This window comes from Devosia sp. BK (genome assembly GCF_032907385.1).
GTDB lineage: Bacteria > Pseudomonadota > Alphaproteobacteria > Rhizobiales > Devosiaceae > Devosia.
This window is the reverse complement of sequence record NZ_JAIMBX010000001.1, coordinates 1,496,875-1,521,473: the sequence shown is the minus strand read 5'-3', so window position 1 is coordinate 1,521,473 and position 24,599 is coordinate 1,496,875. Positions and strand designations below refer to the sequence as shown.

The 24,599-nt window shown below is 62.5% G+C and carries 24 protein-coding genes and 1 pseudogene; 18 read left to right on the top strand and 7 right to left on the bottom strand.

The window, feature by feature from the left end:
* Nucleotides 1-128 precede the first annotated feature (128 nt).
* The 7 genes from DevBK_RS07505 to DevBK_RS07475 all read left to right on the top strand — a co-directional run bounded on the left by DevBK_RS07505 (nucleotide 129) and on the right by DevBK_RS07475 (nucleotide 7,726).
* Entirely contained in the window at nucleotides 129-1,352 is a 1,224-nt protein-coding gene (locus tag DevBK_RS07505) for an LL-diaminopimelate aminotransferase (RefSeq protein ID WP_061906979.1), read from the top strand.
* Between the two features lie 183 nt (nucleotides 1,353-1,535).
* On the top strand, nucleotides 1,536-2,687 hold the full coding sequence (locus tag DevBK_RS07500; protein WP_317184993.1) for a methyltransferase domain-containing protein: 1,152 nt from the start codon (nucleotides 1,536-1,538) through the stop codon (nucleotides 2,685-2,687).
* A gap of 70 nt (nucleotides 2,688-2,757) precedes the next feature.
* Nucleotides 2,758-3,732 carry an iron-siderophore ABC transporter substrate-binding protein gene (locus DevBK_RS07495; RefSeq protein WP_317184992.1) on the top strand — a complete coding sequence of 325 codons (975 nt, stop codon included), beginning with the start codon at nucleotides 2,758-2,760 and terminating at the stop codon, nucleotides 3,730-3,732.
* Between the two features lie 20 nt (nucleotides 3,733-3,752).
* Nucleotides 3,753-4,733 (top strand): ABC transporter substrate-binding protein, encoded by a 981-nt coding sequence (locus DevBK_RS07490; RefSeq protein ID WP_317184991.1) that lies wholly within the window; start codon nucleotides 3,753-3,755, stop codon nucleotides 4,731-4,733.
* A gap of 238 nt (nucleotides 4,734-4,971) precedes the next feature.
* Nucleotides 4,972-6,312, top strand: coding sequence for a homoserine dehydrogenase (locus tag DevBK_RS07485; RefSeq protein WP_061907269.1), 1,341 nt, complete (start codon nucleotides 4,972-4,974; stop codon nucleotides 6,310-6,312).
* Between the two features lie 24 nt (nucleotides 6,313-6,336).
* Entirely contained in the window at nucleotides 6,337-7,323 is a 987-nt protein-coding gene (glpX, locus tag DevBK_RS07480; protein ID WP_317184990.1) for a class II fructose-bisphosphatase, read from the top strand.
* A 28-nt stretch (nucleotides 7,324-7,351) separates the two neighbouring features.
* Complete coding sequence (locus tag DevBK_RS07475) at nucleotides 7,352-7,726, top strand: VOC family protein (RefSeq protein ID WP_317184989.1); 375 nt, start codon at nucleotides 7,352-7,354, stop codon at nucleotides 7,724-7,726.
* A gap of 25 nt (nucleotides 7,727-7,751) precedes the next feature.
* Here DevBK_RS07475 and DevBK_RS07470 read toward each other — a convergent pair whose 3' ends face one another.
* Nucleotides 7,752-8,309: a chloramphenicol phosphotransferase CPT family protein gene (locus DevBK_RS07470; RefSeq protein ID WP_317184988.1), complete on the bottom strand. Its 558-nt coding sequence runs from the start codon at nucleotides 8,307-8,309 to the stop codon at nucleotides 7,752-7,754.
* Between the two features lie 91 nt (nucleotides 8,310-8,400).
* Here DevBK_RS07470 and recJ point away from each other — a divergent pair, with 91 nt between their 5' ends.
* The 4 genes from recJ to DevBK_RS07450 all read left to right on the top strand — a co-directional run bounded on the left by recJ (nucleotide 8,401) and on the right by DevBK_RS07450 (nucleotide 13,634).
* Nucleotides 8,401-10,191: a single-stranded-DNA-specific exonuclease RecJ gene (gene recJ, locus DevBK_RS07465; protein WP_317184987.1), complete on the top strand. Its 1,791-nt coding sequence runs from the start codon at nucleotides 8,401-8,403 to the stop codon at nucleotides 10,189-10,191.
* 86 nt (nucleotides 10,192-10,277) lie between these two features.
* Nucleotides 10,278-11,609 carry an NAD(P)/FAD-dependent oxidoreductase gene (locus tag DevBK_RS07460; RefSeq protein WP_061906972.1) on the top strand — a complete coding sequence of 444 codons (1,332 nt, stop codon included), beginning with the start codon at nucleotides 10,278-10,280 and terminating at the stop codon, nucleotides 11,607-11,609.
* 4 nt (nucleotides 11,610-11,613) lie between these two features.
* Nucleotides 11,614-12,381, top strand: coding sequence for a DUF1365 domain-containing protein (locus tag DevBK_RS07455; protein WP_317184986.1), 768 nt, complete (start codon nucleotides 11,614-11,616; stop codon nucleotides 12,379-12,381).
* 17 nt (nucleotides 12,382-12,398) lie between these two features.
* Nucleotides 12,399-13,634 carry a cyclopropane-fatty-acyl-phospholipid synthase family protein gene (locus DevBK_RS07450; RefSeq protein ID WP_317184985.1) on the top strand — a complete coding sequence of 412 codons (1,236 nt, stop codon included), beginning with the start codon at nucleotides 12,399-12,401 and terminating at the stop codon, nucleotides 13,632-13,634.
* Between the two features lie 160 nt (nucleotides 13,635-13,794).
* Here DevBK_RS07450 and DevBK_RS07445 read toward each other — a convergent pair whose 3' ends face one another.
* From DevBK_RS07445 to DevBK_RS07430, 4 genes are all read right to left on the bottom strand, one after another.
* Nucleotides 13,795-14,388 carry a GNAT family N-acetyltransferase gene (locus DevBK_RS07445; protein WP_317184984.1) on the bottom strand — a complete coding sequence of 198 codons (594 nt, stop codon included), beginning with the start codon at nucleotides 14,386-14,388 and terminating at the stop codon, nucleotides 13,795-13,797.
* A gap of 68 nt (nucleotides 14,389-14,456) precedes the next feature.
* Complete coding sequence (locus DevBK_RS07440; RefSeq protein WP_317184983.1) at nucleotides 14,457-15,206, bottom strand: SDR family NAD(P)-dependent oxidoreductase; 750 nt, start codon at nucleotides 15,204-15,206, stop codon at nucleotides 14,457-14,459.
* Between the two features lie 2 nt (nucleotides 15,207-15,208).
* Nucleotides 15,209-15,862 carry a ChrR family anti-sigma-E factor gene (locus tag DevBK_RS07435; RefSeq protein WP_061906968.1) on the bottom strand — a complete coding sequence of 218 codons (654 nt, stop codon included), beginning with the start codon at nucleotides 15,860-15,862 and terminating at the stop codon, nucleotides 15,209-15,211.
* Nucleotides 15,859-16,470: a sigma-70 family RNA polymerase sigma factor gene (locus DevBK_RS07430; RefSeq protein ID WP_317184982.1), complete on the bottom strand. Its 612-nt coding sequence runs from the start codon at nucleotides 16,468-16,470 to the stop codon at nucleotides 15,859-15,861. The genes DevBK_RS07435 and DevBK_RS07430 overlap by 4 nt, the downstream gene beginning before the upstream one ends.
* Before the next feature lie 116 nt (nucleotides 16,471-16,586).
* Between DevBK_RS07430 and DevBK_RS07425 the strand changes: the two genes are divergently transcribed.
* Genes DevBK_RS07425 through DevBK_RS07410 form a run of 4 tightly spaced genes read left to right on the top strand, consistent with a single transcriptional unit; the run spans nucleotide 16,587 to nucleotide 20,452 of the window.
* Entirely contained in the window at nucleotides 16,587-17,540 is a 954-nt protein-coding gene (locus DevBK_RS07425) for an ABC transporter substrate-binding protein (protein WP_317184981.1), read from the top strand.
* The gene (locus DevBK_RS07420) at nucleotides 17,540-18,571 is read left to right on the top strand and encodes a FecCD family ABC transporter permease (protein WP_317184980.1); all 1,032 of its coding nucleotides are present in this window, start codon (nucleotides 17,540-17,542) and stop codon (nucleotides 18,569-18,571) included. The genes DevBK_RS07425 and DevBK_RS07420 overlap by 1 nt, the downstream gene beginning before the upstream one ends.
* Nucleotides 18,571-19,620 carry a FecCD family ABC transporter permease gene (locus DevBK_RS07415; protein WP_317184979.1) on the top strand — a complete coding sequence of 350 codons (1,050 nt, stop codon included), beginning with the start codon at nucleotides 18,571-18,573 and terminating at the stop codon, nucleotides 19,618-19,620. Before DevBK_RS07420 ends, DevBK_RS07415 begins: the two co-directional genes overlap by 1 nt.
* 13 nt (nucleotides 19,621-19,633) lie before the next feature.
* The gene (locus DevBK_RS07410; protein ID WP_317184978.1) at nucleotides 19,634-20,452 is read left to right on the top strand and encodes an ABC transporter ATP-binding protein; all 819 of its coding nucleotides are present in this window, start codon (nucleotides 19,634-19,636) and stop codon (nucleotides 20,450-20,452) included.
* A 99-nt stretch (nucleotides 20,453-20,551) separates the two neighbouring features.
* Here the strand turns inward: DevBK_RS07410 and DevBK_RS07405 are convergent, their stop codons facing one another.
* Nucleotides 20,552-21,196, bottom strand: a complete 645-nt coding sequence (locus tag DevBK_RS07405) for an alpha/beta fold hydrolase (protein WP_317184977.1) — start codon at nucleotides 21,194-21,196, stop codon at nucleotides 20,552-20,554.
* 158 nt (nucleotides 21,197-21,354) lie between these two features.
* On the opposite strand from DevBK_RS07405, the gene DevBK_RS07400 reads away from it, so the two are divergent.
* Nucleotides 21,355-21,918 (top strand): cysteine hydrolase family protein, encoded by a 564-nt coding sequence (locus DevBK_RS07400; protein ID WP_317184976.1) that lies wholly within the window; start codon nucleotides 21,355-21,357, stop codon nucleotides 21,916-21,918.
* Nucleotides 21,915-22,906: pseudogene (locus DevBK_RS07395) on the top strand (GlxA family transcriptional regulator). Before DevBK_RS07400 ends, DevBK_RS07395 begins: the two are co-directional and overlap by 4 nt.
* On the opposite strand, the gene DevBK_RS07390 reads toward DevBK_RS07395, so the two are convergent.
* Nucleotides 22,898-23,500, bottom strand: a complete 603-nt coding sequence (locus DevBK_RS07390; protein ID WP_062631149.1) for a TetR/AcrR family transcriptional regulator — start codon at nucleotides 23,498-23,500, stop codon at nucleotides 22,898-22,900. The pseudogene DevBK_RS07395 and the gene DevBK_RS07390 sit on opposite strands and share 9 nt — an antisense overlap.
* 82 nt (nucleotides 23,501-23,582) lie before the next feature.
* Here DevBK_RS07390 and DevBK_RS07385 point away from each other — a divergent pair, with 82 nt between their 5' ends.
* Nucleotides 23,583-24,497, top strand: a complete 915-nt coding sequence (locus DevBK_RS07385; protein WP_317184975.1) for an oxidoreductase — start codon at nucleotides 23,583-23,585, stop codon at nucleotides 24,495-24,497.
* Nucleotides 24,498-24,599 lie beyond the last annotated feature (102 nt).

Below are 24,599 nucleotides of genomic sequence, written 5' to 3'. Positions count from 1 at the left end.
TCTCGCAAGGGCCGCTTTAACCCATCCAAAACCATAATTCCGCGATAATCGGCGCCTCTCTTGAGCCGCCAGCGCAAAGCGCGTCGCGATCAGTTCAGGGTCCTTGAAGGGACCTTCCGAGGAATCAAATGAGCGAAGTCTTCCATCGCATCCGCCGCCTGCCGCCCTACGTTTTTGCGCATATCGATCCGATCAAGGCCAAAGCGCGCGCAGAAGGCGTCGATGTCATCGATCTCGGCATGGGCAATCCCGATATGCCGACGCCCGAGCATATCGTCGCCAAGCTCCAGGAAACGGTGAAGGACCCGCGCACCCACCGCTATTCCACCTCCCGCGGCATTCCCGGCCTGCGCAAGGCTCAGGCGAGCTATTATGGCCGCCGCTTTGGGGTAAAACTCAATCCCGATACCCAGGTCGTCGCGACCCTTGGGTCCAAGGAAGGCTTTGCCAATATGGCTTCGGCCATCACCGCCCCGGGCGATGTGGTGCTGGTGCCGAACCCGACCTATCCGATCCATTCCTTCGGCTTCATCATGTCGGGCGGCGTCGTCCGCTCCATGCCCGCCGAGCCGGGCGAAGATTTCATGCGCGCGCTCGATCGCGGCGTGCGCCACTCCATTCCAAAGCCTATCGCGCTGGTTCTCAACTACCCGGCCAACCCGACCGCTTACACCGCCGACCTCGATTTTTACGCCGAGGTCGTCAAATATTGTAAGCAGCACGACATCTTCATCCTGTCCGATCTCGCCTATTCCGAGATCTATTTCGACGAAGACAATCCGCCGCCGTCAGTTCTCCAGGTGCCTGGCGCGATCGACATCACCGTCGAATTCACCTCGATGTCCAAGACCTATTCCATGCCCGGCTGGCGCGTCGGCTTCGCCGTCGGCAACGAGCGCCTGATTGCCGCGCTCGCCCGCGTCAAATCCTACCTCGATTACGGTGCCTTCACGCCGATCCAGGTCGCCGCAGTCGCCGCGCTGAACGGCTCCGACGACGTCATCGAGGAAGTCCGCAAGGTCTATAAGCATCGCCGCGACGTCATGGTCGAAAGCTTTGGCCGCTCCGGCTGGGATATTCCTGTGCCAAAGGCCACGATGTTCGCCTGGGCGCCCATTCCGCCCCAGTTCGCTCATCTCGGCTCGCTCGAATTCGCCAAGCTCCTGATCCAGGAAACCGGCGTCGGCGTCGCCCCCGGCGTCGGCTTCGGCGAATATGGCGATCAGTACATTCGCCTCGCCTTCGTCGAAAACGAACAGCGCATCCGCCAGGCCGCCCGCAACATCAAGAAGCTGCTGGGCAGCAAGGGCGAGCAGAGCAACATCGTGCCAATGGCTTCTGCGACGAACTAAGTTAGGCTCGACTTCACCTAGGTCCTGGGCCTCGGCCCTATAACGACGTCATTCCCGCGAAAGCGGGAATCCCTTCACCGGAAGTGAGATTCCCGCGTTCGCGGGAATGACGCGGTGATAGAATGCTCGTATCGCAGTTTTGGAGGGACGTGGATTCGTCCCTTCATTTCCAAATCTAGCCGCGTGGAGGCAAATCTGAACGCCATCATGCACTGCGGCTATTTCGACCACGGCGTCTGCCGCTCCTGCACCCGCATGGGCGAGCCCTACGGCGCCCAACTCGACGCCAAGCTCCTCCACGCCCACGACCTTCTCGCCGCGTGGCCCGAAGCCGAATGGCTGCCGCCCATGGTCAGCCGTCCCGAAGCCTTCCGCAACAAAGCCAAGATGGTCGTCGGCGGCACCGCCGATGCGCCCACCCTCGGTATTCTCGATGACACTCAGCACGGCGTCGATCTCACCTGCTGCGGCATCCTGACCCCCGGCCTTCGTAGCGCCTTGGAACCCACCAAATCCTTCATTTCCCTCGCGCGCATCGCCCCTTATGACGTGCCCACCCGCCGCGGGGAGTTAAAACACGTCCTCCTGACCGAATCCGCCGATGGCGAACTCATGCTCCGCTTCGTGCTGCGCTCGACCGAAGCGCTTGGCCGCATGCAAAAGCACCTGCCGAGCCTGCTTGCTGCGCTCCCCCAACTCGCCGTCGTCACCGCCAACCTTCTCCCCGAACACAAGGCGGTCCTCGAAGGCGAAGAGGAAATCTGGCTCAGCGGCAGCGAAACGCTCGCCATGCGTCTCGGCACAAGTGTCCTCCATCTCCGCCCCGCCAGCTTCTTCCAGACCAATACCGAAATCGCCAAAGGTCTCTATCTCCAGGCCAGAGACTGGATCGACCAAGCCGGCGCCAACGCCATTCTCGACCTTTATTGCGGTGTAGGGGGCTTCGCCCTTCACATCGCCGCACCCGGCCGCCGCGTCCACGGCATCGAACTCAGCGCCCCAGCCGTCGAATCTGCCCGCCTCAGCGCCGCCGAAGCCGGCCTCACCGATGTCACCTTTTCAGTCGGCGATGCCACCGCCCTCGTCGCCGCCGAACTCCCCGACGCCATCATCGTCAATCCGCCCCGCCGCGGCCTCGGCGATCAACTCTGCCAAACCCTGCAAGCCTCCGGCGCCCAAACCATCATCTATTCAAGCTGCAACGCGGTCACCCTCGCCAAGGACCTCGCCGCCATGCCGGCGTACACGCCCACTGCCATCCGCCTCTTCGACATGTTCCCCCAGACCGACCACTACGAAGTCATGGTGCTCCTGACCCGTCGCACCGACGCATAGCGTCCAGAAATTACATGACAACGATAATCACCTTTCGTATGGAGTGTGACCTCCACGAAAAGGGTGCCCCATGTCTGTCCGTTCGATCCTGCTCTCGGCCACCATTGCATTAGCCTCGGTCGGCGCCACTCAAGCCCAGGCTTTCCCGGTCACGATCGAGCACGCCTATGGCAAAACCACCATCCCCGCGGAGCCCCAGCGTATCGTCACCTGGGGCTGGAGCAATGAGGATGCGGTCATCGCGCTCGGCAAAATTCCTGTCGGCATGCCCTTCCAGTCCTATGGCGGCGGCGACAACGGCATCCACGAATGGGTCGAAGAGGCCCTCGCCAAAGCCGGCGCGGAACCCCCAACTATCCTCGACAATACAGGCGAACCGCCGATCGAACGGATCGCCGCCCTCAATCCCGATCTCATCATTGCCGCCTATTCCGGCATCACCGAAGAGCAATATGCCGTCCTCTCCGGCATCGCCCCCACCATCGCCTTTTCGGGCGCCCCCTGGTCCACCTCCTGGCAGGACTTGACACTGATCGTCGGCAAAGCCCTCGGCAAGGAAGACGAGGCCAAGACGCTCGTCACCGAAACCACCGATTGGGTAAAAGCCGAATTCGCCAGATATCCGACCCTAACAGAGGTCACCTTCGCCAGCGCCAACGATTATGATGGCTCCATGGCGGTCTACGCGCCGCTCGACGCGCGCATGAAATTCCTCACCGATTTCGGCATGACCCTCAATCCCAGCGTCGCAGCGCTCTCGCCTGGCGATGACGCCTTCTATTATTCCCTCAGCTACGAACTCTTCGATCAGCTCGAAGCCGATATCTTTGTCACCTATTTCGAAGAGCAATCCGCCCTCGATACCTGGCTCGCCACGCCCCAGGCGCGCAATTATCCGCCCATCGTCAATGGCGGCCTCGCCGCTCTCGTCGGCACGGAAAACGTCGCCGCCGTTTCCCCGCCGAGCATCCTGTCCCTCCGCTGGGGCCTGCCGCGATATCTCGAAATCCTCGGCGCTGCTGCCGACGCCGTCACCAAGAACTAACCCCAATTTCTGGAGCCACCATGCTGACCAAGCTTGGCCTCGCCGTCCTCGCGGCATCCCTTTTCGCCGCACCTGCCTTCGCGCAGGACCCGTTCCCCGTCACCATCGAACACGCCCTCGGCTCCACCACTATCGAAGCCCAGCCACAGCGCGTGGTCACCTGGGGCTGGTCCGCGCAGGATGTCGTCATCGATCTCGGCATTGAGCCGGTCGGCATGCCCTTTTTCGCCTATGGTGGCGGCGAAGATGGCCTCCTCCCCTGGACCGAGGCCGCACTCGCCGAACATGGCATGGCCATGCCCACAGTCCTGCCCAACGTTACCGAACCACCCATCGAAGCCATCGCTGCCCTGGCGCCCGACCTGATCCTCGCACCCTATTCCGGCCTGACCCCCGACGAATACGCGCTTCTGAGCAACATCGCGCCCGTCGTCGCCTATCCCGACAAGCCCTGGTTTGCGAGCTGGCAACAGGTAGTCACCATGACCGGCAAGGCCCTCGGCCGTTCCGCCGAAGCCGAAAAGCTCGTCGCCGATACCGAAACCTTCCTCAAATCCGAACTCGACAAATATCCCGATGCCGCCGGCACCGTGTTCGCCAATGTCGTCAATCGCAACGACGGTCAGGTCTCGGTCCGCCTCGAAGGCGATCCGCGCGTCCAGCTCTTCGCCGATATCGGCCTCGTGCCCTCCAAGGCCCCGGAAAACGCCGATCTGGTCCCAACTGGCATCGCCTATACCGTCAGCTACGAAAACTTCGACACCATCCCCGCGGACATGCTCCTCAGCTTCTTCAATGATCAGCAGTCTGCCGATGCATTTTTCGCGATGGACCTGATCAAGCTCTCGCCGCTCGTCGCCAAGGAGGCCTATACCAAGCTCGTCGGCGAAGACATCACCATGGCTGTCAGCGGCGCCGTGACACCGGTCTCGCTGCGCTGGGGCTTTCCGCAAGTCGCCAAGGAAGTGGGCCGCGCGGCAACTGCCGCCAAAGCCCAATAAACGTATCAATCGCCTAGTCGCCAATTATCCTATTGACGACTAGGCGACTTCCTATGCACATGCTCGCCCCATGAGCGATATCCAGTCTTTCCGCCAATCCGTTGAGTCTTTCATTTCCGCGCGCGGTTGGACACCCACCCGTTTTGGCCGCATCGTGGCGGGCGATCCGCTCTTCGTCTTCGATCTCCGCGATGGCCGCGAGCCGCGCAGCGAAACGCGCTCGCGCATCCTCAAAGCCATGGCTGAATTCGGCGAAACCGAAACGCTCTCGCCCCTCCGCATCGGCGTTGCCGGTCTTGGCAATGTTGGCGCCACTCTGGTCCGCATTCTTCAAAAAGACGGCGCTGAACTCAACAAGAAGCTCGGCCGGCAGCTGCAGGTGACCGCCGTCGCCGCCCGCTCCCGCTCCCGCGATCGCGGCATCGATATCTCGGGCATCGAGTGGTTCGATGATCCGGTTGCCCTCGCAAAATCCGACAGCATCGATCTTTTCGTCGAATTGATCGGCGGCGAAGATGGCCCGGCTTTCGCCGCCGTCAAATCCGCCCTCGAAATCGGCCGCCCGGTCGTCACCGCCAACAAGGCGCTCCTCGCCAAACATGGCGTGACGCTTGCCAAGCTCGCCGAAGAATCCGGCGCCCAACTCGGCTTCGAAGCCGCCGTCGCCGGTGGCATCCCCGTTATCAAGACCCTCCGCGAAGGCCTCGGCTCTGCCCGCATCGCCAAGGTCTTCGGCATCATGAACGGCACCTGCAATTACATCCTGACCCGCATGGGCAATGAAGGCATCTCCTTTGCGGATTGCCTCAAGGATGCGCAGGCCCTCGGCTATGCCGAAACCGACCCGACCTTCGACGTCGAAGGGTTCGACACCGCCCACAAGCTCTCGATCCTCGCCACGCTCTGCTTCGGCTACGAAATCGCCCCCGATAAGATGCGCGTCGAAGGCATCTCCCGTATCACCCAGCACGATATCCAGGTCGCCGCCGACCTCGGCTATAAGATCAAACTTCTCGGCATTGCCGAGCGCACCGCCGATGGCATCGAGCAGCGCGTCCACCCAACCTTCGTGCCCAAGGGGTCGGCCATTGCCGGCGTCGATGGCGTCATGAACGCGGTGGCGCTCGAAACCGACCACGTCCACGAACTCCTTCTCGCCGGCCCTGGCGCCGGTGGTCCGCCAACGGCCTCGTCGGTCCTTTCCGATATCCTCGACATCGCCCGCGGCACCCGCGTGCCACCTCTCGGCGTCCCGAGCGACGAACTGCTCCCCTATCGCGAAGCGCCATCCCGCGCCCATGAAGGCGGCTTCTATATTCGCCTCAGCGCGAAGGATGTCCCCGGCGCCCTTGCCGCCATCACCACCCGCATGGGCGAAAAGGCGATCTCCATTGATTCCGTCATCCAGCGGTCAGACTTGACGGCTAAAGCCACAGCGCCCGATGGCACGCCGGCCCGGACCGTCGTAATGATTACCCAGCAGACCGTGGAATCGTCGGTGCGCGATGCGCTTGCGCAAATCGCCGCAGACGGCTTTATCGTGGGCGAACCGCAATTGATCCGCATCGAAATGCTCTAGGCATTTTAGGGGCGAGGGGACAAAATGAAGCTCAGCAAGGCCGACGACGCCCGCAGCCCGGCCAATCTTCATCGCACCCTGACGCTCGAAATGGTCCGCGTCACCGAGCGCGCCGCCGTCGCCGCCGCCGAATGGCGCGGCAAGGGCGATGAAAAGGCGGCCGACGATGCCTCCGTCGCGGCCATGTCCAAGGAATTGGAGCGCGTCTCGGTCGCCGGTCGCATCGTCATTGGCGAGGGCGAGCAATACGAATGCGACCATCTCTATGTCGGCGAAACCGTCGGCGCCGATGAAGGTCCCGAAGTCGATATCGCCGTCGATCCCCTCGAAGGCGTCACCCTCTGCGCCAAGAACCAGCCCGATTCCCTGGTGGTTCTGGCCATGGCCGAGCGCGGTGGCCTCCTCAACGTTGCCCGCAACGTTTACATGCACAAGATCGCCGTCGGCGCCGAATACGCGCCGGAAACCGTGCATATCGAGTGGTCCGCCACCGAAAACGTCAAGGCGCTCGCCAAGGCTAAAGGCGTTCCGGTCTCCGAAATCACCGCCATCGTCCTCGATCGGCCCCGCCACGCCGGCCTCCTCGAAGAACTGCGCACAGCCGGTGTATCGGTAAAACTCCTCAGCGATGGCGACATTGCCGGCGTCATTCACGCGGTCAACACCGAAGATACCGGTGTCGATATCTATCTCGGCTCCGGCGGCGCCCCCGAAGGCGTCCTCGCCGCCGCCGCTCTCCGCTGCATCGGCGGCCAGATGCAGGGCAAATTGATCCTCGACACACCCGATAAGCGCGCCCGCGCCCGCGAAATGGGCATCACCGATCCCAACCGCATCTATGATGTCAGCGAACTCGCGGCCGGCGACGTCCTCTTCTCGGCCACCGGCATCACCGACGGCTCCCTCGTCGAAGGCGTAAAACTGCGCCGCCATTGGGTCGAAACCAATACCGTCGTCATGCGCTCCTGGAGCCAGACCACCCGCTGGATCAAGGCGCGCCATGCGCGCTAGCAAGCCGCGCTCTCTTCTGGAGTAAACCATGTTTTCCCACGTCATGATCGGCAGCAACGACCTCGCCCGATCCAAGACCTTTTATGACGCCACTTTCGCAGCCCTCGGCGGCAATCCCGGCGAAATGGATGCTGGCGGCCGATTGGTCTACACCCGCGACGGCAGCCGCCTCATGATCACGACGCCCATCAACGGCCAGCCGGCCACCGCCGCCAATGGCGGCACCATCGGCATCTTCGCCGAATCCGCTGACCAAGTCTGCGCCTGGCACACCGCCGGCACGGAAAACGGCGGCACCTCCGCCGAATCCCCACCCAATCTGCGCCCCAACGGCGTCTTCGTCGCCTATCTCCGCGACCCCGACGGCAACAAACTCTGCGCCCGCACCCGTCCGCCTAAATAAGCTGTCGCGTCAGAAGGACCGCTTCTCACTTGCCTTCGGTCACCTCGAAAAACCGCGACTGTGCTCGTGGCTCTCTCCAAGCCGCCATTACCTGCGCGGCATTTGCGTCCACACCGTCCGCCGTCTGCAGTTCGAGATCATACCGACGCCCCTCGTGGATCGTCAGCGCATCCTGTTCCGCGCTGCCGACCGGGCGATCCCCTCTTGCATACTCTCGCCGCCGCAGTTCTTCGATCTCGCAATGCAGCGCTACGAAAAGCACATCGAACGGTGCAAAGAGTTCAGCAAGCTCAAGCTGCCAGCCTGGCGTATCGAGTATATGTTCGATGATGAGATTGTTTCCCGCTTCGGCATAGGCTGCGAGCGAGGCGTGGTAGCCGGCAAAGAACGGCGCGCGCATGTCTCTCCATTTGAAATCTCCTGCCTTGACGCGGCCAAGCGGCAAGACCCCAGAGTCCCGGAGATGGTCGATGGAGATATGCCAGAAGGGTCTCTCGATCTTGGCTTGTATCTCTCGCGCCAGCGTGGATTTTCCGCTGCTCGAAGCGCCATGAAGAAAAATGATGCTGGCTTTGCTCGTCATGTCAGCTCCTCCGGTCGCTGCGCACCAAGCACGCGCACACAACCTCCCGCAACCCCTTCCACCTCCGCCTCAAATCGCCTAACACCAGCCCATGCTGGAACCGCGCCGCAATTTTCTCGATGTCAGCCAGTCGGTCCTTGGCCGCGCCTGGGTCGATCGTCTCGATATCGCGGGCAGCCGTCTCGCTACCGCCATCGCTCAGCGCACCGGCATTTCCGACATCGTCGCGCGCATTCTTGCCGGCCGCGGCGTCGAACTTGACTCCGCCGAGGCCTATCTCGAGCCGACGATCCGCAATCTCATGCCGGACCCGTCGACTCTCACCGCCATGGATGACCTCGCCAGCCGCCTGGCCCAGGCCGTTGCCGACAACGAGTCCATCGCCCTATTCGGCGATTACGACGTCGATGGCGCCAGCTCCTGCGCCTTGATGGTCCGCTATCTCGCCCATTTCGGCCTGACCCCACAGGTCCATATTCCCGATCGCATCTTTGAAGGCTACGGCCCCAATATTGCGGCCATGGACAAGCTGATCGATGCCGGTGCCACACTGATCATCACCCTCGATTGCGGCACCACCAGCGATGGCCCCATCGCTCACGCCCGCAATCGCGGCGTCGATGTTCTCGTCATCGATCACCACCTTTCCGATCACGATCTGCCGCCCGCGACGGCCCTCGTCAATCCCAACCGCCCCGACGATATTTCCGGCCTCGGCTATCTCTGCGCTGCCGGCGTCACCTTCATGGTCCTCGTCGCCGTCAATCGCGCCCTCCGCCAGCGCGGCGATACCGGGCTCCCCGACCTCCTGCGTTTTCTCGACATCGTCGCCCTCGGCACCGTCTGCGACGTCGTCCCGCTCGTCGGGCTCAACCGCGCCTTTGTCATCCGCGGCCTCGAAGTCGCCCGCCGCGGCGACAACCGCGGTATGTCGGCCCTCGCACTCGCTTCCCGCGTTAGTGGGCCGCTCAATCCCTATCACCTCGGCTTTCTCATCGGCCCGCGCATCAATGCCGGTGGCCGCATCGGCAACGCAGCCCTCGGCACCCAGCTCCTTTCGGTCGATGACGAACACCAGGCGCTGGTGATCGCTGCTAAGCTCGACGAACTCAATACCGAGCGCCAGCGCATCGAAGTCGAAGCCGTCGAAGAAGCCACCGCCGTCGCCGCCGCCGAAATCGGCAGCGGGGAGGGGCCCCCGGTCCTCGTCCTTGCCTCTGCCAATTGGCATCCCGGCGTCGTCGGCCTCATCGCCGCGCGCCTCAAGGAGCGTTTCGATCGCCCCGCTTTCGCGATCGCACTTCATCCCGATGGCTCGGGCACCGGCTCCGGCCGCTCCATGCCCGGCGTCGATCTCGGCCGCGCCGTTATCGAGGCGGTGGAAACCGGACTCATCCCCAAGGGCGGGGGCCACGCCATGGCGGCGGGCGTCACGCTGCGCCCCGGCGATCTCGGCCCCTTCCGCTCCTTCATCGCCGACCAATTGGGCAAAAGCGTCGCCACGGCCCGCGCCGCCTCAGCCCTCAAGATCGATGCCGCACTCACTGCGCGTGGCGCGACCATCGACCTCTTGCACAAGATCGAGAAAGCCGGCCCCTTCGGCTCCGGCAATCCCAATCCGGTCTTTGCCTTTCCCGCCCATCGTGCGCGCTTCCCGCAGATCGTCGGCAGGGGCGGCCATGTCAGCTTCACGCTGACCTCCGAAGACGGCGCGCGCCTCAAGGCCATTGCCTTCCGCGCCGCCAATACCCCTCTCGGTGATATTCTGATGCGCGATAACGAGCAGCCGCTTCACTTTGCGGGCACGCTCAATATCGACCACTATCAAGGCCGAGAGCAGCCGCAGTTCCGTCTGTCCGACATTGCAAGGCCCGCCCGGTGAAATCGGCTCCAAGGCGAAACTTGCTGCTGATCCAATACGTTGCTGGACACGTAGTAGAATAGACGAACGCCTGGAGATCCCCGCCTATGACGAACTCATCGATCGCTGTTATTGGATCGGGGATATCTGGATTATCAGCCGCTTGGCTGCTTTCGCGGACTCAAAACGTTACCCTTTTCGAGAAAGACGAACGCCCCGGAGGACACGCCAACACCATCGTCGCTCGCACCGCTCAGGGCGATGTTGCGGTCGATACTGGCTTCATCGTCTATAACGAGCGCAACTATCCCAACCTCACCGCGCTTTTTGATCATCTTAAGGTCGAAACCGCCCGGTCCTACATGACCTTTGCCGTCTCGGTCGGGCAGGGCGAGATGGAATATTCCGGCGAATATCTCTGGGGTCTTTTCGGTCAGCGCCGCAATATCATCAGCCCGCGCCACTGGAAGCTGGTTGCCGATATCATGCGCTTCTTCCGCGATGCGGAAAAGCAGATCGCAACGTGCGACGATGATCTTTCGATCGGCGATTTCCTCAAGCGCTTCGGTTATTCCCAAGCTTTTATCGACGATCACATCCTGCCGATTTCGGCCGCCATCTGGTCGACGCCGTCGCGCGGCATGCTCGATTTTCCGGCCAAGACCTTTATCGGCTTTTTCGCCAATCATTCCCTGCTTCAGGTCCTCGGCCGCCCCACCTGGCGCACCGTCAAAGGTGGTTCGCGCGAATATGTCTCGCGCATTCTCGCCGATCAGAAGACCGAGGTGGTCACCAGTGCCAAGATCGTGTCGGTGCGCCGCCATGCGCAGGGCGCCGAGATCTATTTCGAAGACGGCAGCCATCGCCATTTCGATCAGGTGGTCTTTGCCTGCCATGCAGATCAGGCGCTGGCGCTCCTCGCCGACCCCACCGAAGCCGAGCAGCGCGTGCTCTCGTGCTTCCAGTTCACCAAGAACAAGGCCGTGCTTCATACCGATGCGCGCTTCATGCCCAAGCGCCGCCATCTCTGGTCGGCCTGGAATTACCTTCGGTCCAGCCGTGGCGAGGACAATCTCAGCCTCACCTATTGGATGAACAAGCTCCAGCCGCTGCCAACGACTACAAACCTCTTCGTGACGCTCAATCCGCATATGGATTTTGCGCCGGGTTCGATCCAGTACGAAGTCGATTACGAACATCCCCTGTTCGATACCACGGCCGTCGAAGCGCAGAACGATCTCTGGCAGGTCCAGGGCGTCAACCGCACCTGGTTCGCGGGCGCCTGGATGGGCTATGGCTTCCATGAAGATGGTCTGCAGGCCGGTCTTGAAGTAGCCGAGCGCATCGGCGGTCTTCTTCGCCCGTGGAACCTTGCCAATCAGCGCTACCGCATTGCTCACAACTGGGCTCAGGGCGAGCAGCTCCTGGCTGCGGAGTAGGGCGGTGGAAACCGGCAGCGCAATCTATGTGGGGGACGTCGTTCATAAGCGCGTCCGGCCCAAGCGCCATAGCCTCCGCTATCGCGTCTTCTCGCTTCTGGTCGATCTCGATCAGATCGAGGCACTGGACCGCAAGCTGCGCCTCTTCTCGTTCAATCGCTTCAACGCCGTTTCGCTGTTCTCGTCAGATTTTGGCCCCCGCGACGGCGCCGATATCAGCGATTTCGTCCGTCGCAAGGCGCAGGCTGCGGGTGTCGAAGGCATCGTGCGCATCCGTATGCTCGCCTATCCGCGCATCTTTGGCTACGCGTTCAACCCGATCACGGTCTACTTCTGCGAGAATGAAGCGGGCGAAACCGCTTTCATGCTCCACGAAGTGTCCAACACGTTCGGCGAGCATCATTTTTACAGCGCGCCGGTGACGGAGGCTCATGGCAAGATACGCCACGAAAACGCCAAGGCCTTCTACGTCTCGCCCTTCAATACGCTTGAGGGCAATTACCGTTTTGCCATCCGCCCGCCCGAGCAGGACGTCTTTGTGGGCATCACGCTGACGACGGACGAAGGTCCGCTTTTGTCGGCCTATTTTGGTGGCGAGCGGCGGGAGATTACCGACAGGGAACTCTTCAAACTGCTGCTTGCATATCCGTTAATGACCGTTAAAATATTGCTAGGCATCCATTGGGAAGCGCTTCTGCTCTGGCTCAAAGGCGTGCCTCCGACGTTGAAATTGCGCAAATTGCATGCGCCGCGTCGGTCGGCATCGCGATAGTTGGATAGAGCGGCGCAATGAGTAAATCTGTAGTAGAACAATCGCGTACCGGCGTAACCCTGTGGACGCGCTTCGCTTCGCGCATCGTCGAGCGCATCGGCGTCGCCCTGATCGGCAATCCGAAATTTGGCGCCGTCACGGTCATTCTGCCCAACGGCCGAACACGCACCATCGGCAATACCAAGACAGGCGAACACGCCGTCCTGCGCGTCAATAATTTCAAGGTCATCACTGAGGCCATGCGGCGCGGCACAGTTGGCTTTGCTGCTGCCTATATGAATGGTGATATCGAGGTCGATGATCTCACCGCGCTCTTCCGCTTTTTCCTGCAGAACCGCGATATGTTCGAAAGCGCCGGCAGTGGCTTCTTCCGCCGCGCCGCGACAGATCTTCGTTATCACATGTCGCGCCGCAACACCCTCGAAGGCTCGAAGAAGAACATTGCCGAACACTATGATCTCGGCAACGATTTCTACGGGCAGTGGCTCGACCCCTCGATGACCTATTCCTCGGCCATCTTCCAGTCCGGCGATCAAAGTCTCGAAGAAGCGCAGCGCGTCAAATATCGCCGCGTCGCCGATATGGCGGGCATCACGCCCGGCTCTTCCGTCCTCGAAATCGGCTGCGGCTGGGGCGGCTTTGCCGAGACAGTCGCCCGCGATTACCAGGCCAACCTGCGCGGCATTACCCTCTCCGCCGAGCAGCTCAAATACGGTCAGGAGCGCCTCTCGCGCCAGGGCCTCGACCAGTTCGCGACGCTCGTTTTCGAAGATTATCGCCACACCGAAGGCCAGTTCGACCACATCGGCTCCATCGAGATGATCGAGGCTGTCGGCGAGGACAATTGGCCGAGCTATTTCCAGGCTATCCACGATCGCCTGAAACCAGGCGGCACGGCAGCTATCCAGGCCATCACCATCAGCGAGGCCGATTTCGACGCCTATCGCAGTGGGCCCGATTTCATCCAGCGCTATATCTTCCCCGGCGGCATGTTGCTGACCAAGACGGTCATGCGCGAATTCGGCGAAAAATATGGCCTCGTCCTCGAAGACGTTGAAAACTTCCGCCTGTCCTATGCCAAGACCCTAAAACTCTGGCGCGAGCGCTTCCTCGAACGCTGGCCCATGATCGCGCCGCTTGGCTATGACGAAGTCTTCAAGCGCAAGTGGGTCTACTACCTCAGCTATTGCGAAGCGGGTTTCACCGAAGGCTCCATCGACGTCGGCATCTACCAATATCGCCGCCCCGCTTAGGCGCCACTCAGCAGTAGCCCTCATCTTGAGGCGCTCGCCAAAGGCGAACCTCAAAGGACTGGGGCGCGGCACAACCTCTTCGCATGCTGCAACCTGCACCTCCCCTTAAAAGGGGAGGCCGGGAGGGGATGCCGAGAGCCACGATGCCTGAAACGGATTCCTAAAACCGTATCCCCATCCAGATCGCATCATCGCGCCGTAGCTCCTTGAGCCCAACGCGCTGGTAAAATCCGAACGCCCGCTCGTTCCGCAGCCCCAGCCCCAGATGCATCCCCCGCACACCCGCGGCCCGCAGCGAATCCATCTCCGTTTCGATCATCTTCCGGCCCCATCCACCCGACTGCACCTCTGGCAGCAGGTTGATGTGCATATGCGCCGGATAATCCGCCACGATTGCCGGGTCGCTCTTCGGCGGCGCCGTCAACTTATCGAGCACATTGCTATCGAGCTTCCCCCTCGGCTGCCGCCCCGCATACTGCTCCGCCAACTTCGGCCACCAATCCCGATCGAGCTGCGCCTCAAACGCATGCGTATCAGCCGCCCCGACGACATAACCCACGACCTTGCCCTCGTTCTCCAAAACGAACGCATGCTCAGGCGCAAAGAGAAGATAGGGCACGGACCACACGAGCCCCGGATAGTCCGGATCGGAATAAAGCGCCGAGGCATCCTGGCCCGTATCCGCCGTCAGCAGACAAATCTCAGACAGCGCCGCGCGATCGTCAGGGCGGGCAGGGCGGATTACTGGGGTCATGGTTTCCTCCTCAAAGACCTCAGTCTTCTACGCGGAGGATCAAAGCGCTGACAATCGCCAGCGCGCAATCACTTGGGCAGCAGGTTCTTCATCAGCGAGAAGAAAATCGGATAGGGCAGGAAGCGGATGGTCTTCATCAGCCAAACCATGCGCTTGGGAAACGCAATCTCGAACCGGTCCGACTTCGTCAACCCATCGACGATCCGCTTCGCCGCATCGTCGGTTTCCATCAGGAACGGCATCGGAAAGTCGTTCTTGTCCGTCAGTTCCGATTTGACGAAACCCGGCGCTACCATTCGCACCTTGATATTATCCGCGGCAAGTTCCGTCCGCATGGTCTCGAGCAGATTGATCAGCCCCGCCTTGGTTGACGAATAAGCCGCCGAGCGCGGCAGGCCAAAATAGCCCGCGACCGAAGCGATAACGGCAAAATGCCCGCCACCCTGTTTGCACATCTGCTCGATCATCGGCTGCGCAATGCGCAACACCCCGAGATAGTTGGTATCGACGGTCTTTAAAAACTCGTCGAACCCATAATTGCCGGCATCCATCGGCTGCCATGCCGCCGCGCCGAAGAGAAACAGGTCGATCCGCCCCAGTTCGCTGGCGACCCGGTGCACCATCGCCTCGACCGCATCCTTATCCGTCACATCGAGCGGATAAGGCCTAATCTTGGGATTGCCGCCAGCCACCGCCGCCAGTTTGTCCTCGCGACGGCCCGAAATGGCCACGGTCCAACCCTCGGCGGCAAGTTTCTTGGTCACCGCAGCGCCAATGCCCGATCCACCACCGATAATCCAAGCGACACCCGGCTGCATGGTCAGATCCCGAACAGTGGTTGCAGGGCGCGCATGATCCGCCCCTGGAAAGTCAGCTTGGCATCGACCGCAACGAGGCAGATGCAATCTTCGCCCGGCTCTGCAATCGGCTGGTGCTCGACGTCCTCGTCATGGTCGGCAATATCGCCCACAGCAAAAACCCCAAACCGGTCGCGATAGGCGCCCTGCAGGATCAGCGTCAGCTCCTGCCCGCCATGCCCATGCTCCGGCACAGGGCGGCCCGCCGCCACACGCAAAAGCATCAGCCGCGATTTTCCGTCCCGACCCCAGCCAAGATCGGCCGTCGCCACGCCCGGACCCGTCCAGCGCCATTTGACGCTCTTGAGGCCCTTCGGCAAATACCTGCGCAAGGGCAGGGGCACATCGTCGGCCGTCGCCTTGTCATCCCGCGATGAAACCTCGATCCGGTCATCACCCAACCGGCTCATCAACCGCGTCAGCGCGCCATCCGACAGCGCTGCCGGTTGCTCATCGGCCAACAAGGCGCCGCCAATGACATTGATATGCCGCACCGTTTCGCGCCCGCCCTCTGACATAGCCAGATGCGTCGCGATCACAGCGGCATAAGGCTCGTCGAGCGTGCCCGCACTGAAGGCCATCAGGGTTGCAATATCGGGGTGGTGTGTAACCGTCATTGTAAATCCTCCAGCATGGGCCGGAGCCGTTCGTAAGCAAGTCTAAGTCTGGATTTAACAGTGCCGAGCGGTATCCCGATCCGCTCTGCAATCTGCGCGTGGGGGAGGTCGTAGAGGAAGCTGAGCCGCACCACTTCCTGCTGTTCGGCCGAGAGTGTTTTCAGCGCATCTGTCACCCTTGCGATGACCTGCCGCTGCTCAACCATCACGCTGCCATTCGGCTCCGCGCTCTCGATGGTTACAGTTTCAAGGTCTTCATATGGCTTGTTCGATTGCCGCCTGAATTGGTCGATGCGCAGATTGCGCGCGATCGTGAAAATCCAGGTCGAGGCCGCGCCCCTGTCCGTCGAATAAAGATGCGCCTTCCGCCAGACGGCGAGAAATGTCTCCTGCACCATGTCCTCGGCAATGGCGTCGCTGGCGCCGAGCTTGAGCATCATGGCTTTGACGCGTGTGCCGAGCAGCGAAAACAATTGCGCCAGCGCCTCCCTGTCCCGATCCTGCGCAATGCGCAGCAGCAGGGTTTCAGGGTCGGCACTTTGCGGTATTCCGGAATGAGATCCGGTTCTGCTGTCGGACATGGTTATCGAATACATCGGCCGCGCCATCCTTGTCAGCTTGATTACGCCGCGCGCAAAGTCTTGGATCAGCGGTTTAAAACTTGACTTGACCGATCAGTTTAAGCGTTGCAGAAAACCCTGACTTTTTGAGGAAGGTTAGGCCAATGCTGTTTCGCCCCATCGCCCTGGCGTCTCTCATGGTTCTCGCGCTCTCCAGCGCCGCGCACGCCGAGCCCTGGACCTATACCGATGGCACGGGCCAGAGCGTTACGCTCGACGCCGTCCCCCAGCGCATCATCGCGAGCCAGGACGCTGCCGCCGGCCTCATTCCGCTAGGCATCCGCCCGGTCGGCATCTACGCCGATAGCCCCGTGGACGCCGCCAAAGCGCTTGAAGGCCTTGATCTCACGGGCATCGAAATCATCGGCCAGGCCTGGGGCGAAGTGGATATCGAAAAGGCCGCCGCCCTCGAACCCGATCTCGTCCTCGCCGAATGGTGGGACCGCAACAGCACTTGGTCCGGCGGCGAAGACGTCGTCGCAACTCTGAGCCAGCTAGCCCCGATCACCGGCGTCTCGGCTGGCGATTCCATCGTGGGCATGATCGAGGACTACGAAACCCTGGCCCAAAGTCTTGGCGCCGATCTGTCCGCTCCCGCCATCGCCGAAAACAAGGCTGCCTTCGAAACCGCCCTCGCCGACTTCAAAACCGCCATCGAGGCCAAGCCCGGTCTGACCGCGCTCGCTGTTTATGCCGGTGACGACGCTCTCTATGTCGCCGATCCCGCTGGCGCCGCCGAGCTGCTCGATATGCAGTCCTGGGGTCTCACCATCGTTAAACCCGAAGGCGTCGATGCCGCTGGCAACAATTATTTCGAGACAGTCAGCTGGGAAAATGCCGATCGCTACCCGGCCGATCTCATCCTCGTCGACAATCGCGCCGAAAGCACCCTCGCCACCGCGCTGGCCCAGCCCACCTGGACGCTGATGAAAGCTGCCGAAGCCGGTCAGGTCGCCGAGTGGCCTGCCTTCTGGCTGCGCAATTACAAGGCCTATGCCGGCGCCCTTACCGATCTCACCGCCGCCATCAATGCCGCCGACCCGGACCTGACACCCTGATGGCGGCATCCGTCGTTGAAGCACGCGCCAGCCGGGCCGCCGCGCTCGGCCTTGGCCTCCTGCTGCTCGCCGCCGCCCTCATCGCCGTCATTCTCCTCTCCATGGCCACCGGCGCCCGCGCCATTCCGGTGGACATGGTCTGGTCCGCGCTGACCGCCTTCGATCCCAATTCCACCGAACATCGCATCGTCTGGGATTTGCGGCTCCCGCGTACCCTTGTCGGCGTCCTCGTCGGCATCGCCCTTGGCCTCTCCGGCGCCGTCCTTCAGGGCGCGACGCGCAATCCCCTGGCCGATCCATCCATTCTCGGCATCAATTCCGGCGCCGCGCTCTTCGTCGTCCTCGGCGTTTCCGTCTTCGGCATCACCCAACTCAGCCTCTATGTCTGGCTCGCCTTCATCGGCGCCGGCGTTGCCATGCTCGTGGTCTATTCCGTCGCCTCCCTCGGCCGCGAGGGCGCAACGCCCATCAAGCTCGCGCTGGCTGGCGCCGCCATGACCGCCATCATGCTCGCCGTCATCAATGCTATCCTCCTCACCAGCCCGCGCACCCTTGATGAAGTCCGCTTCTGGCAGGTCGGCTCGCTCGCCGGCCGCTCCATGGAGATCGCGCTTCAGGTCAGTCCCTTCATCGCCATTGGTGCCGTCCTCGCCCTCTTGAGCGCGCGCCTTCTCGATGGTCTCAGCATGGGCGATGATGTCGCCCGCGCCCTTGGCCAACGCATCGGCCTGTCCCGAGCTCTTGCTGGTCTTGCTGCCGTTATTCTCGCCGGTGCCGCTGTTGCCGCCGCCGGACCCATCGCCTTTGTCGGCCTCACAGTCCCTCACGTCGCTCGCGCCATCACCGGCCCCGGTTATCGATGGATTCTGCCCTATTCCATGCTGATGGCGCCCATCCTGTTGCTCGGCGCCGACATCATTGGCCGCGTCATCGCCCCACCGGGTGAACTCCAAGTCGGCATCGTCACCGCCTTTATCGGCGCGCCATTCTTCATCGCGCTCGTTCGCCGCCGTAAACTGGCTGCCCTCTGATGACCCTGGTCCAAGCCACAACCATCGCCGCCGTCCGCCGCTCCCGCCAGAGCCACGCTACCCGCGTCACCCTCGGCCTCCTCGCCGCGCTGCTCGCCGCCGCCATCGCTGCCATGCTCCTCGGCGATTTCCCCGTCCCGCCCGAAACGGTTCTCCAGTCGCTGTTCTCGCCACTGACCGGCATCACCAATAAGGGCGCCGATTTCATCGTCCTTCAGGTTCGCTTGCCGCGCCTCTTCCTCGCGCTGCTTTCCGGCGCGGCCTTCGGCCTCTCCGGAATCATTTTCCAAACGCTTCTGCGTAACCCCTTGGCCAGCCCCGACATTATCGGCATCGCTCATGGCGCCAGCGCCGCCGCCGTCTTCTGCATTATCGTCCTCGGCTGGGGCGGTCTTTCGGTCTCGCTCGGCGCCTTTGCCGGCGCCATTCTCACCGCCGTGGCCATCTATCTCCTCGCCTGGCGCAATGGCGTTACCGCCTATCGTGTCGTCCTCATTGGCATCGGCGCCGCCGCCATGCTCAGCGCCATCATCTCCTATCTCTTCACCCGCGCCCGCCTCAACGAGGTGCAACAGGCCATGGCCTGGCTCGTCGGCAGCCTCAACGCCGCCCAGCCCGCGGACTCGATCGTCCTCGCCATCACCATGGTCGTCATTCTGCCCATGCTCTTCGTCCTTGTCCGCGGTCTCGATGGCCTCGAACTCGGCGACGACACCGCCCATGCCCTCGGCACCCATGTCGAGCGCACCCGCCTCGGCCTCATGCTTGTTGCCGTTGCGCTCGCCGCCTTCGCCACCGCTGCCGTCGGCCCCGTAGGTTTCGTCGCGTTCGTCTCCGGCCCCATCGCCCGTCGCCTCATGGGTGGGGCAGGGCGCGGCTTCCCGCAAGCCGCCCTCGTTGGCGCGCTCGTCATGCTGGTGTCCGATCTCGTGGCGCAGCACGCGCTGCCCAGCACGCAATTGCCCACCGGCGTCGTCACCGGTGCCTTCGGCGCCACATTCCTCCTCTGGCTCTTGGTCGTCTCCGGCCGCTCAGGGCGCGTCAACTGAAATGGAGTCCCACATGCGCAACCACCAGCTCATGGCCGCCGGTCTCCACCTCGGCTATGCCGACCGCGAGATCGTCGCCGATCTCAACCTGACCATTCCATCCGGCAAGCTCACCGTCATCGTCGGCGCCAATGCCTGCGGCAAGTCCACTGTTTTGCGCGGCCTCGCCCGCCTCTTGCCGCCCAGCAAGGGCGCCGTCTATCTCGATGGCAAGCCCATCCACCAGATGCCGACCCGCGAAGTCGCCACCCTCCTTGGCGTCCTCCCCCAGTCCCCCATAGCCCCCGATGCCATTACCGTCGCCGATCTCGTTGGCCGCGGCCGCTATCCGCATCAGGGCTGGTTCCGTCGCTGGACCTCCGAAGACGATGCCGCCGTCGCCGAAGCCCTCGGCGCCACCGATATGGCAGACCTCGCCGGCCGCCCGGTCGATGAACTTTCAGGCGGCCAGCGCCAACGCGTCTGGATCGCCATGGCCCTCGCCCAGGAGACCGACCTTCTCCTCCTCGACGAGCCCACGACCTTTCTCGACATCAACCACCAGGTCGAAGTCCTCGATCTCCTCACCGATCTCGTCAAATCCCGCGGCCGCACCGTCGTCGTCGTTCTCCACGACCTCAACCTCGCCTGCCGCTACGCCGACCACATCGTCGCCATGAAATCGGGAAAGATCATCGCCGAGGGCAAGCCCGTCGACGTCATGACCGAAAAAGTCGTCCACGACGTCTTTAACATGTCATCCCGCGTCGTCCTCGATCCCGTTTCCAACACCCCCATGATCGTCCCCATCGGCCGGCATCATGTGGAAGCAGCCCAGGATGTTACGGGCTAAACCAGTAGCCCTCTTATTCTTCTCCCCCTCGGGGAGAAGGTGGCGCAACGCTCACCGAATTCGCGTTTGCTAATTCGGTTGGGATGAGGGGGGCTGAAGCTACTCCCTCAGCCCCTTCACCCACTCCGCCACACCCCTCGCCACGCTCCCCATATGATCCGCCGCTGAAAACCCGGAAACCGACTTCCGCGGCTTCAAATCATGATCCCCATCCTCAAGCCACATCACCTTGATCGCCGGTGACAGCGCATAGCCGCCGACCTCTTCCTGCGTCCCCAACGCATCCCGCGTCCCCTGACAAACCAGCGTCGGCACCTGCAAATCCTGGAGATGAGCCACCCGCAACTGCTCCGGCTTCCCCGAGGGATGAAACGGATACCCCAGGCACAACAGCCCCGCGATCCGCCCCGCCGCGAAAGCCTCCGCCGCAATCATGCTTGCCACGCGCCCACCCATCGACTTCCCGCCGATGATCAAACTGCCATTGGTCGGCCCCAGATCCTCGATCGCCGCCACATAATCTGCCATCACCTTCTCGGCCTTCGGCGGCGGTTTGGCGCCCTCGCCGGTGCGCCGCGCCGCCATATAGGGAAACTCGAACCGCGCCACCCGCAGCCCCTCATCCGCCAGAAGCCCGGCCAGCGTGTTCATCCAGTCCGAATCCATGGGCGCCCCGGCCCCATGCGCCAGCAACACCGTCACCCGCGCATCCTCAGGCCCATCGAATATGAAATCTGTGGTCATGCCCACACTCCACCACGCCAAGCCTCGCTTGTCACCTCTCGGCACGGCACGAATGAGCCAATGGCTTTTTCTGTCCGCAACTAGTCCAGAATATGCCTCGTATAGCGCTCTGATGGAGCTAGACTAGGCATACTCCCCAAACTAAATAATGGCCGAAAATGACCGACACCGCATTGCTCGTCATCGATGCTCAGGAAAGCTTCCGCCAGCGCCCCAGCTGGCAGGAGATCGATAGCCCAACCTACCTCAAAAACCAGCAGGCCCTGATCGACGGCGCCGTCGCCCGCGGCTGGAAGATTGTCCGCGTCCTCCATGCCGAGCCAGAAGGCCTCTTCTCGCTCGCCTCCGGCTTCGTCACCCCGATCAGCGATCTCCGTCTCGAAAAGCCCGATCTCGACATCGTCAAGTGGCGTCATTCCGCCTTTGTCGGCACTCAGCTCGAAGTTTTCCTCATCGAAAACGGCATCCGCCGCCTCGTCATTTCCGGCATCCGCACCGAGCAATGCTGCGAAACCACCACCCGCCACGGCTCCGACCTCGGCTGGCAGGTCGATTATGTCACCGAAGCCACCCACACCATGCCCCTGACCGACGCCACCGGCAAAACCTGGACGGTCGACGACATCAAGGCCCGCACCGCCGCCGTTCTCGATGGCCGCTTCGCCCGCGTCTGCACCATCGCCGAAGCCCTCGATGGCCCCACAAGGATCGCAGCCGAATGACCAAAAGCCCGCGCCGCATCCCGACCTATGTCGTTCTCCCGGCGCGGACGCTTCTCCTCGACGTTGCCGGCCCGCTCGAGGCTCTCCGTTACGCCAACAAATTCAGCCAAAGATCCACTTCGACGTCCGCTATATCGGCCCGCTGCCCGAGCTGACCACCTCCATCGGCCTCCGCCTCTCCGGCATCGAACCACTCCCAGAGACCATCGAACCCGACGCCATGATCATCCTCTCGGGCCACACCGAGGATCCCATGGACGCCGGCCACCCCGCCGAGCCCACCGATACGGGCACCCAGCAAATCATCGCCTGGCTCCAGAAATCCGTGACTCCGCAAACGCGCCTCGTCTCCATCTGCTCGGGCGCCTTGCTCGCGGGCCGGGCAGGGCTCCTCGACGGCATCTCCTGCACCACGCATTTTTCCGATTGCGCCGAACTCGCCGCCGCTGCACCCGCCGCGCGCGTCCTCGAAAATCGCCTCTATGTCGAAGATGGCAACCGTTATTCCAGCGCCGGCATCACCGCTGGCATCGATCTGATGCTCCACATCATCGGCCGCATCACCGATCCGGCAACAGCCGCCGCCGTCGCGCGCTCGCTCGTCGTCTATCTCCGCCGCGCCGGCACCGATCCGCAGCTTTCCCCCTGGCTCGAAGGCCGCAATCACATCCATCCGGCCATCCACCGCGTCCAGGACGCCATGACCGTCGACCCAGCGCGCGACTGGTCCCTCGAAACCCTAGCGGCCATCGCCATAGCAAGCCCCCGTCACCTCAGCCGGCTCTTCAACGAACACACCGGCATGAGCCTGCCCGATTATCTCAACAAGCTCCGCGTCGCGCTCGCCCAGCAATTGCTCACCGAAACCCGCCTCGACATGGAAAACATCGCCGAACGCGTCGGCTTCAGCTCCAGCCGCCAACTCCGCCGCGCCTGGAGCCGCGTCAGCCGCACCCCGCCAAGTGCCGCAAGGCGGGCGTCAAGCTGAAACCACCGCCCCCAGCGCCACAAACGTCTCCTCCGCCACCTCCGCCAATTCCCGCGTGCCGCCCTCCCGGCTCCACGCATCGAGCGAAAGCCGCGTCACACTGATGCAGAGCATGGCGAGAATGCGCAAATCCATCTCCGCCCGCTCGGGCCAGACTTCCCGCATCGCCGCGAACACCACGCTTTCGTCGGCAATATAGCTCGCGCGTTTGCGCGCCTGCACCACTTCGCTCGAGCGCATCATCCGGTCGATCACCAGCAGTTCCGCCGCCGGGTAGCGCCGCGATATCTCCAGCATCCGCGTCTTCATCGCCGCCAGCGGCTCCTCCGCGCCCGAACAATCCCGCGCAGCATCCGACAGCGCCTCGCCTAGCCCCGATTGCAGCGAGAGCAGAATTTCGTCCTTGGATTTGAAATAGTGAAAGAACGTCCGCCGCGAAATCCCGGCCTCTGCCGCAATATCGTCGAGCGTCGACGCCTCATAACCTTTGGCCGCAAAGAGTTTTAGCCCCGCATCGACGATCCGCTGCCGCGTCTCCCGGCGCTTGCGCTCCCGCACGCCTTCCGTCTCGTCGCTGCCGTCCAAATTTTCCACTGGGATCACTCTTGTAAAAATATGCACTCAGTGCAATATAAATTATGCACCGAGTGCAATTTTAAAGCGAGGGCTTTCCATCATGTCCAAATGGACCACGTCTGACATTCCTTCTCAAGCAGGCCGCCTGGCCGTCGTCACCGGCACGGGTGGCCTCGGCTACGAAACGGCTCTCGCTTTGGCAAGGGCAGGGGCCGAGGTTGTTGTTGCCGGTCGTAATCCCGAAAAAGGCAATCAGGCGATCCATTCGATCCTTGCCGAAGTCCCGAAAGCCAATGTCCATTTCGAAGCCCTCGATCTCGCCGATCTCTCGACCGTCACCCGCTTTGCCGAGCGTCTCGCCATGCGGCACGATAGCCTCGATATCCTGGTCAACAATGCCGGCGTCATGGTCCCGCCCAAGCGCGAAACCACCAAGGACGGCTTCGAACTCCAGTTCGGCACCAATTATCTCGGCCACTATGCGCTGACCGCGCGCCTCTTGCCGCTGCTGCGCCGCGGGCAGGGCGCGCGCGTTGTTTCGCTCTCGAGCGTCGCCGCCCGCGCTGGCCAAATCCACGTCACCGATCTCCAATCGGAAAAGAACTACGTGGCCATGACGGCTTATAGCCAGTCCAAACTCGCCTGCCTGATGTTCGCCTTCGAGCTACAGCGCCAAAGCGCCGCCCATGGCTGGAACCTTAGGAGCCTCGCCGCCCATCCTGGCGTCTCGCGCACCGATCTTCTGCACAACGCCCCCGGCCGCTTCAGCCCAATGGGCATCGCCCGCTCCTTGGGCTGGTTCCTCTTCCAACCCGCCTGGCAAGGCGCCTTGCCCACCCTCTACGCTGCCACAGATCCAAACGCCCAACCCGGCGCCTATTACGGCCCCCACGCCCTCAGCGAAACCCGCGGTTATCCCGTCCCCGCCAAAGTTCCCAAAGCCGCTAACGACACGACCGTCTCAAAGCAACTCTGGGACGCGTCCGCCAAACTCGCCAATGTGCAGTGGGCATGAAAATAAAGGAAAGCGGCAAGGCGTTGCCCAACGTCTAGCCCCAACCGAATTCACGTTTGCGAATACGGTGACATCTTCCCTCGATGGGGGAGGTGGGAGGGT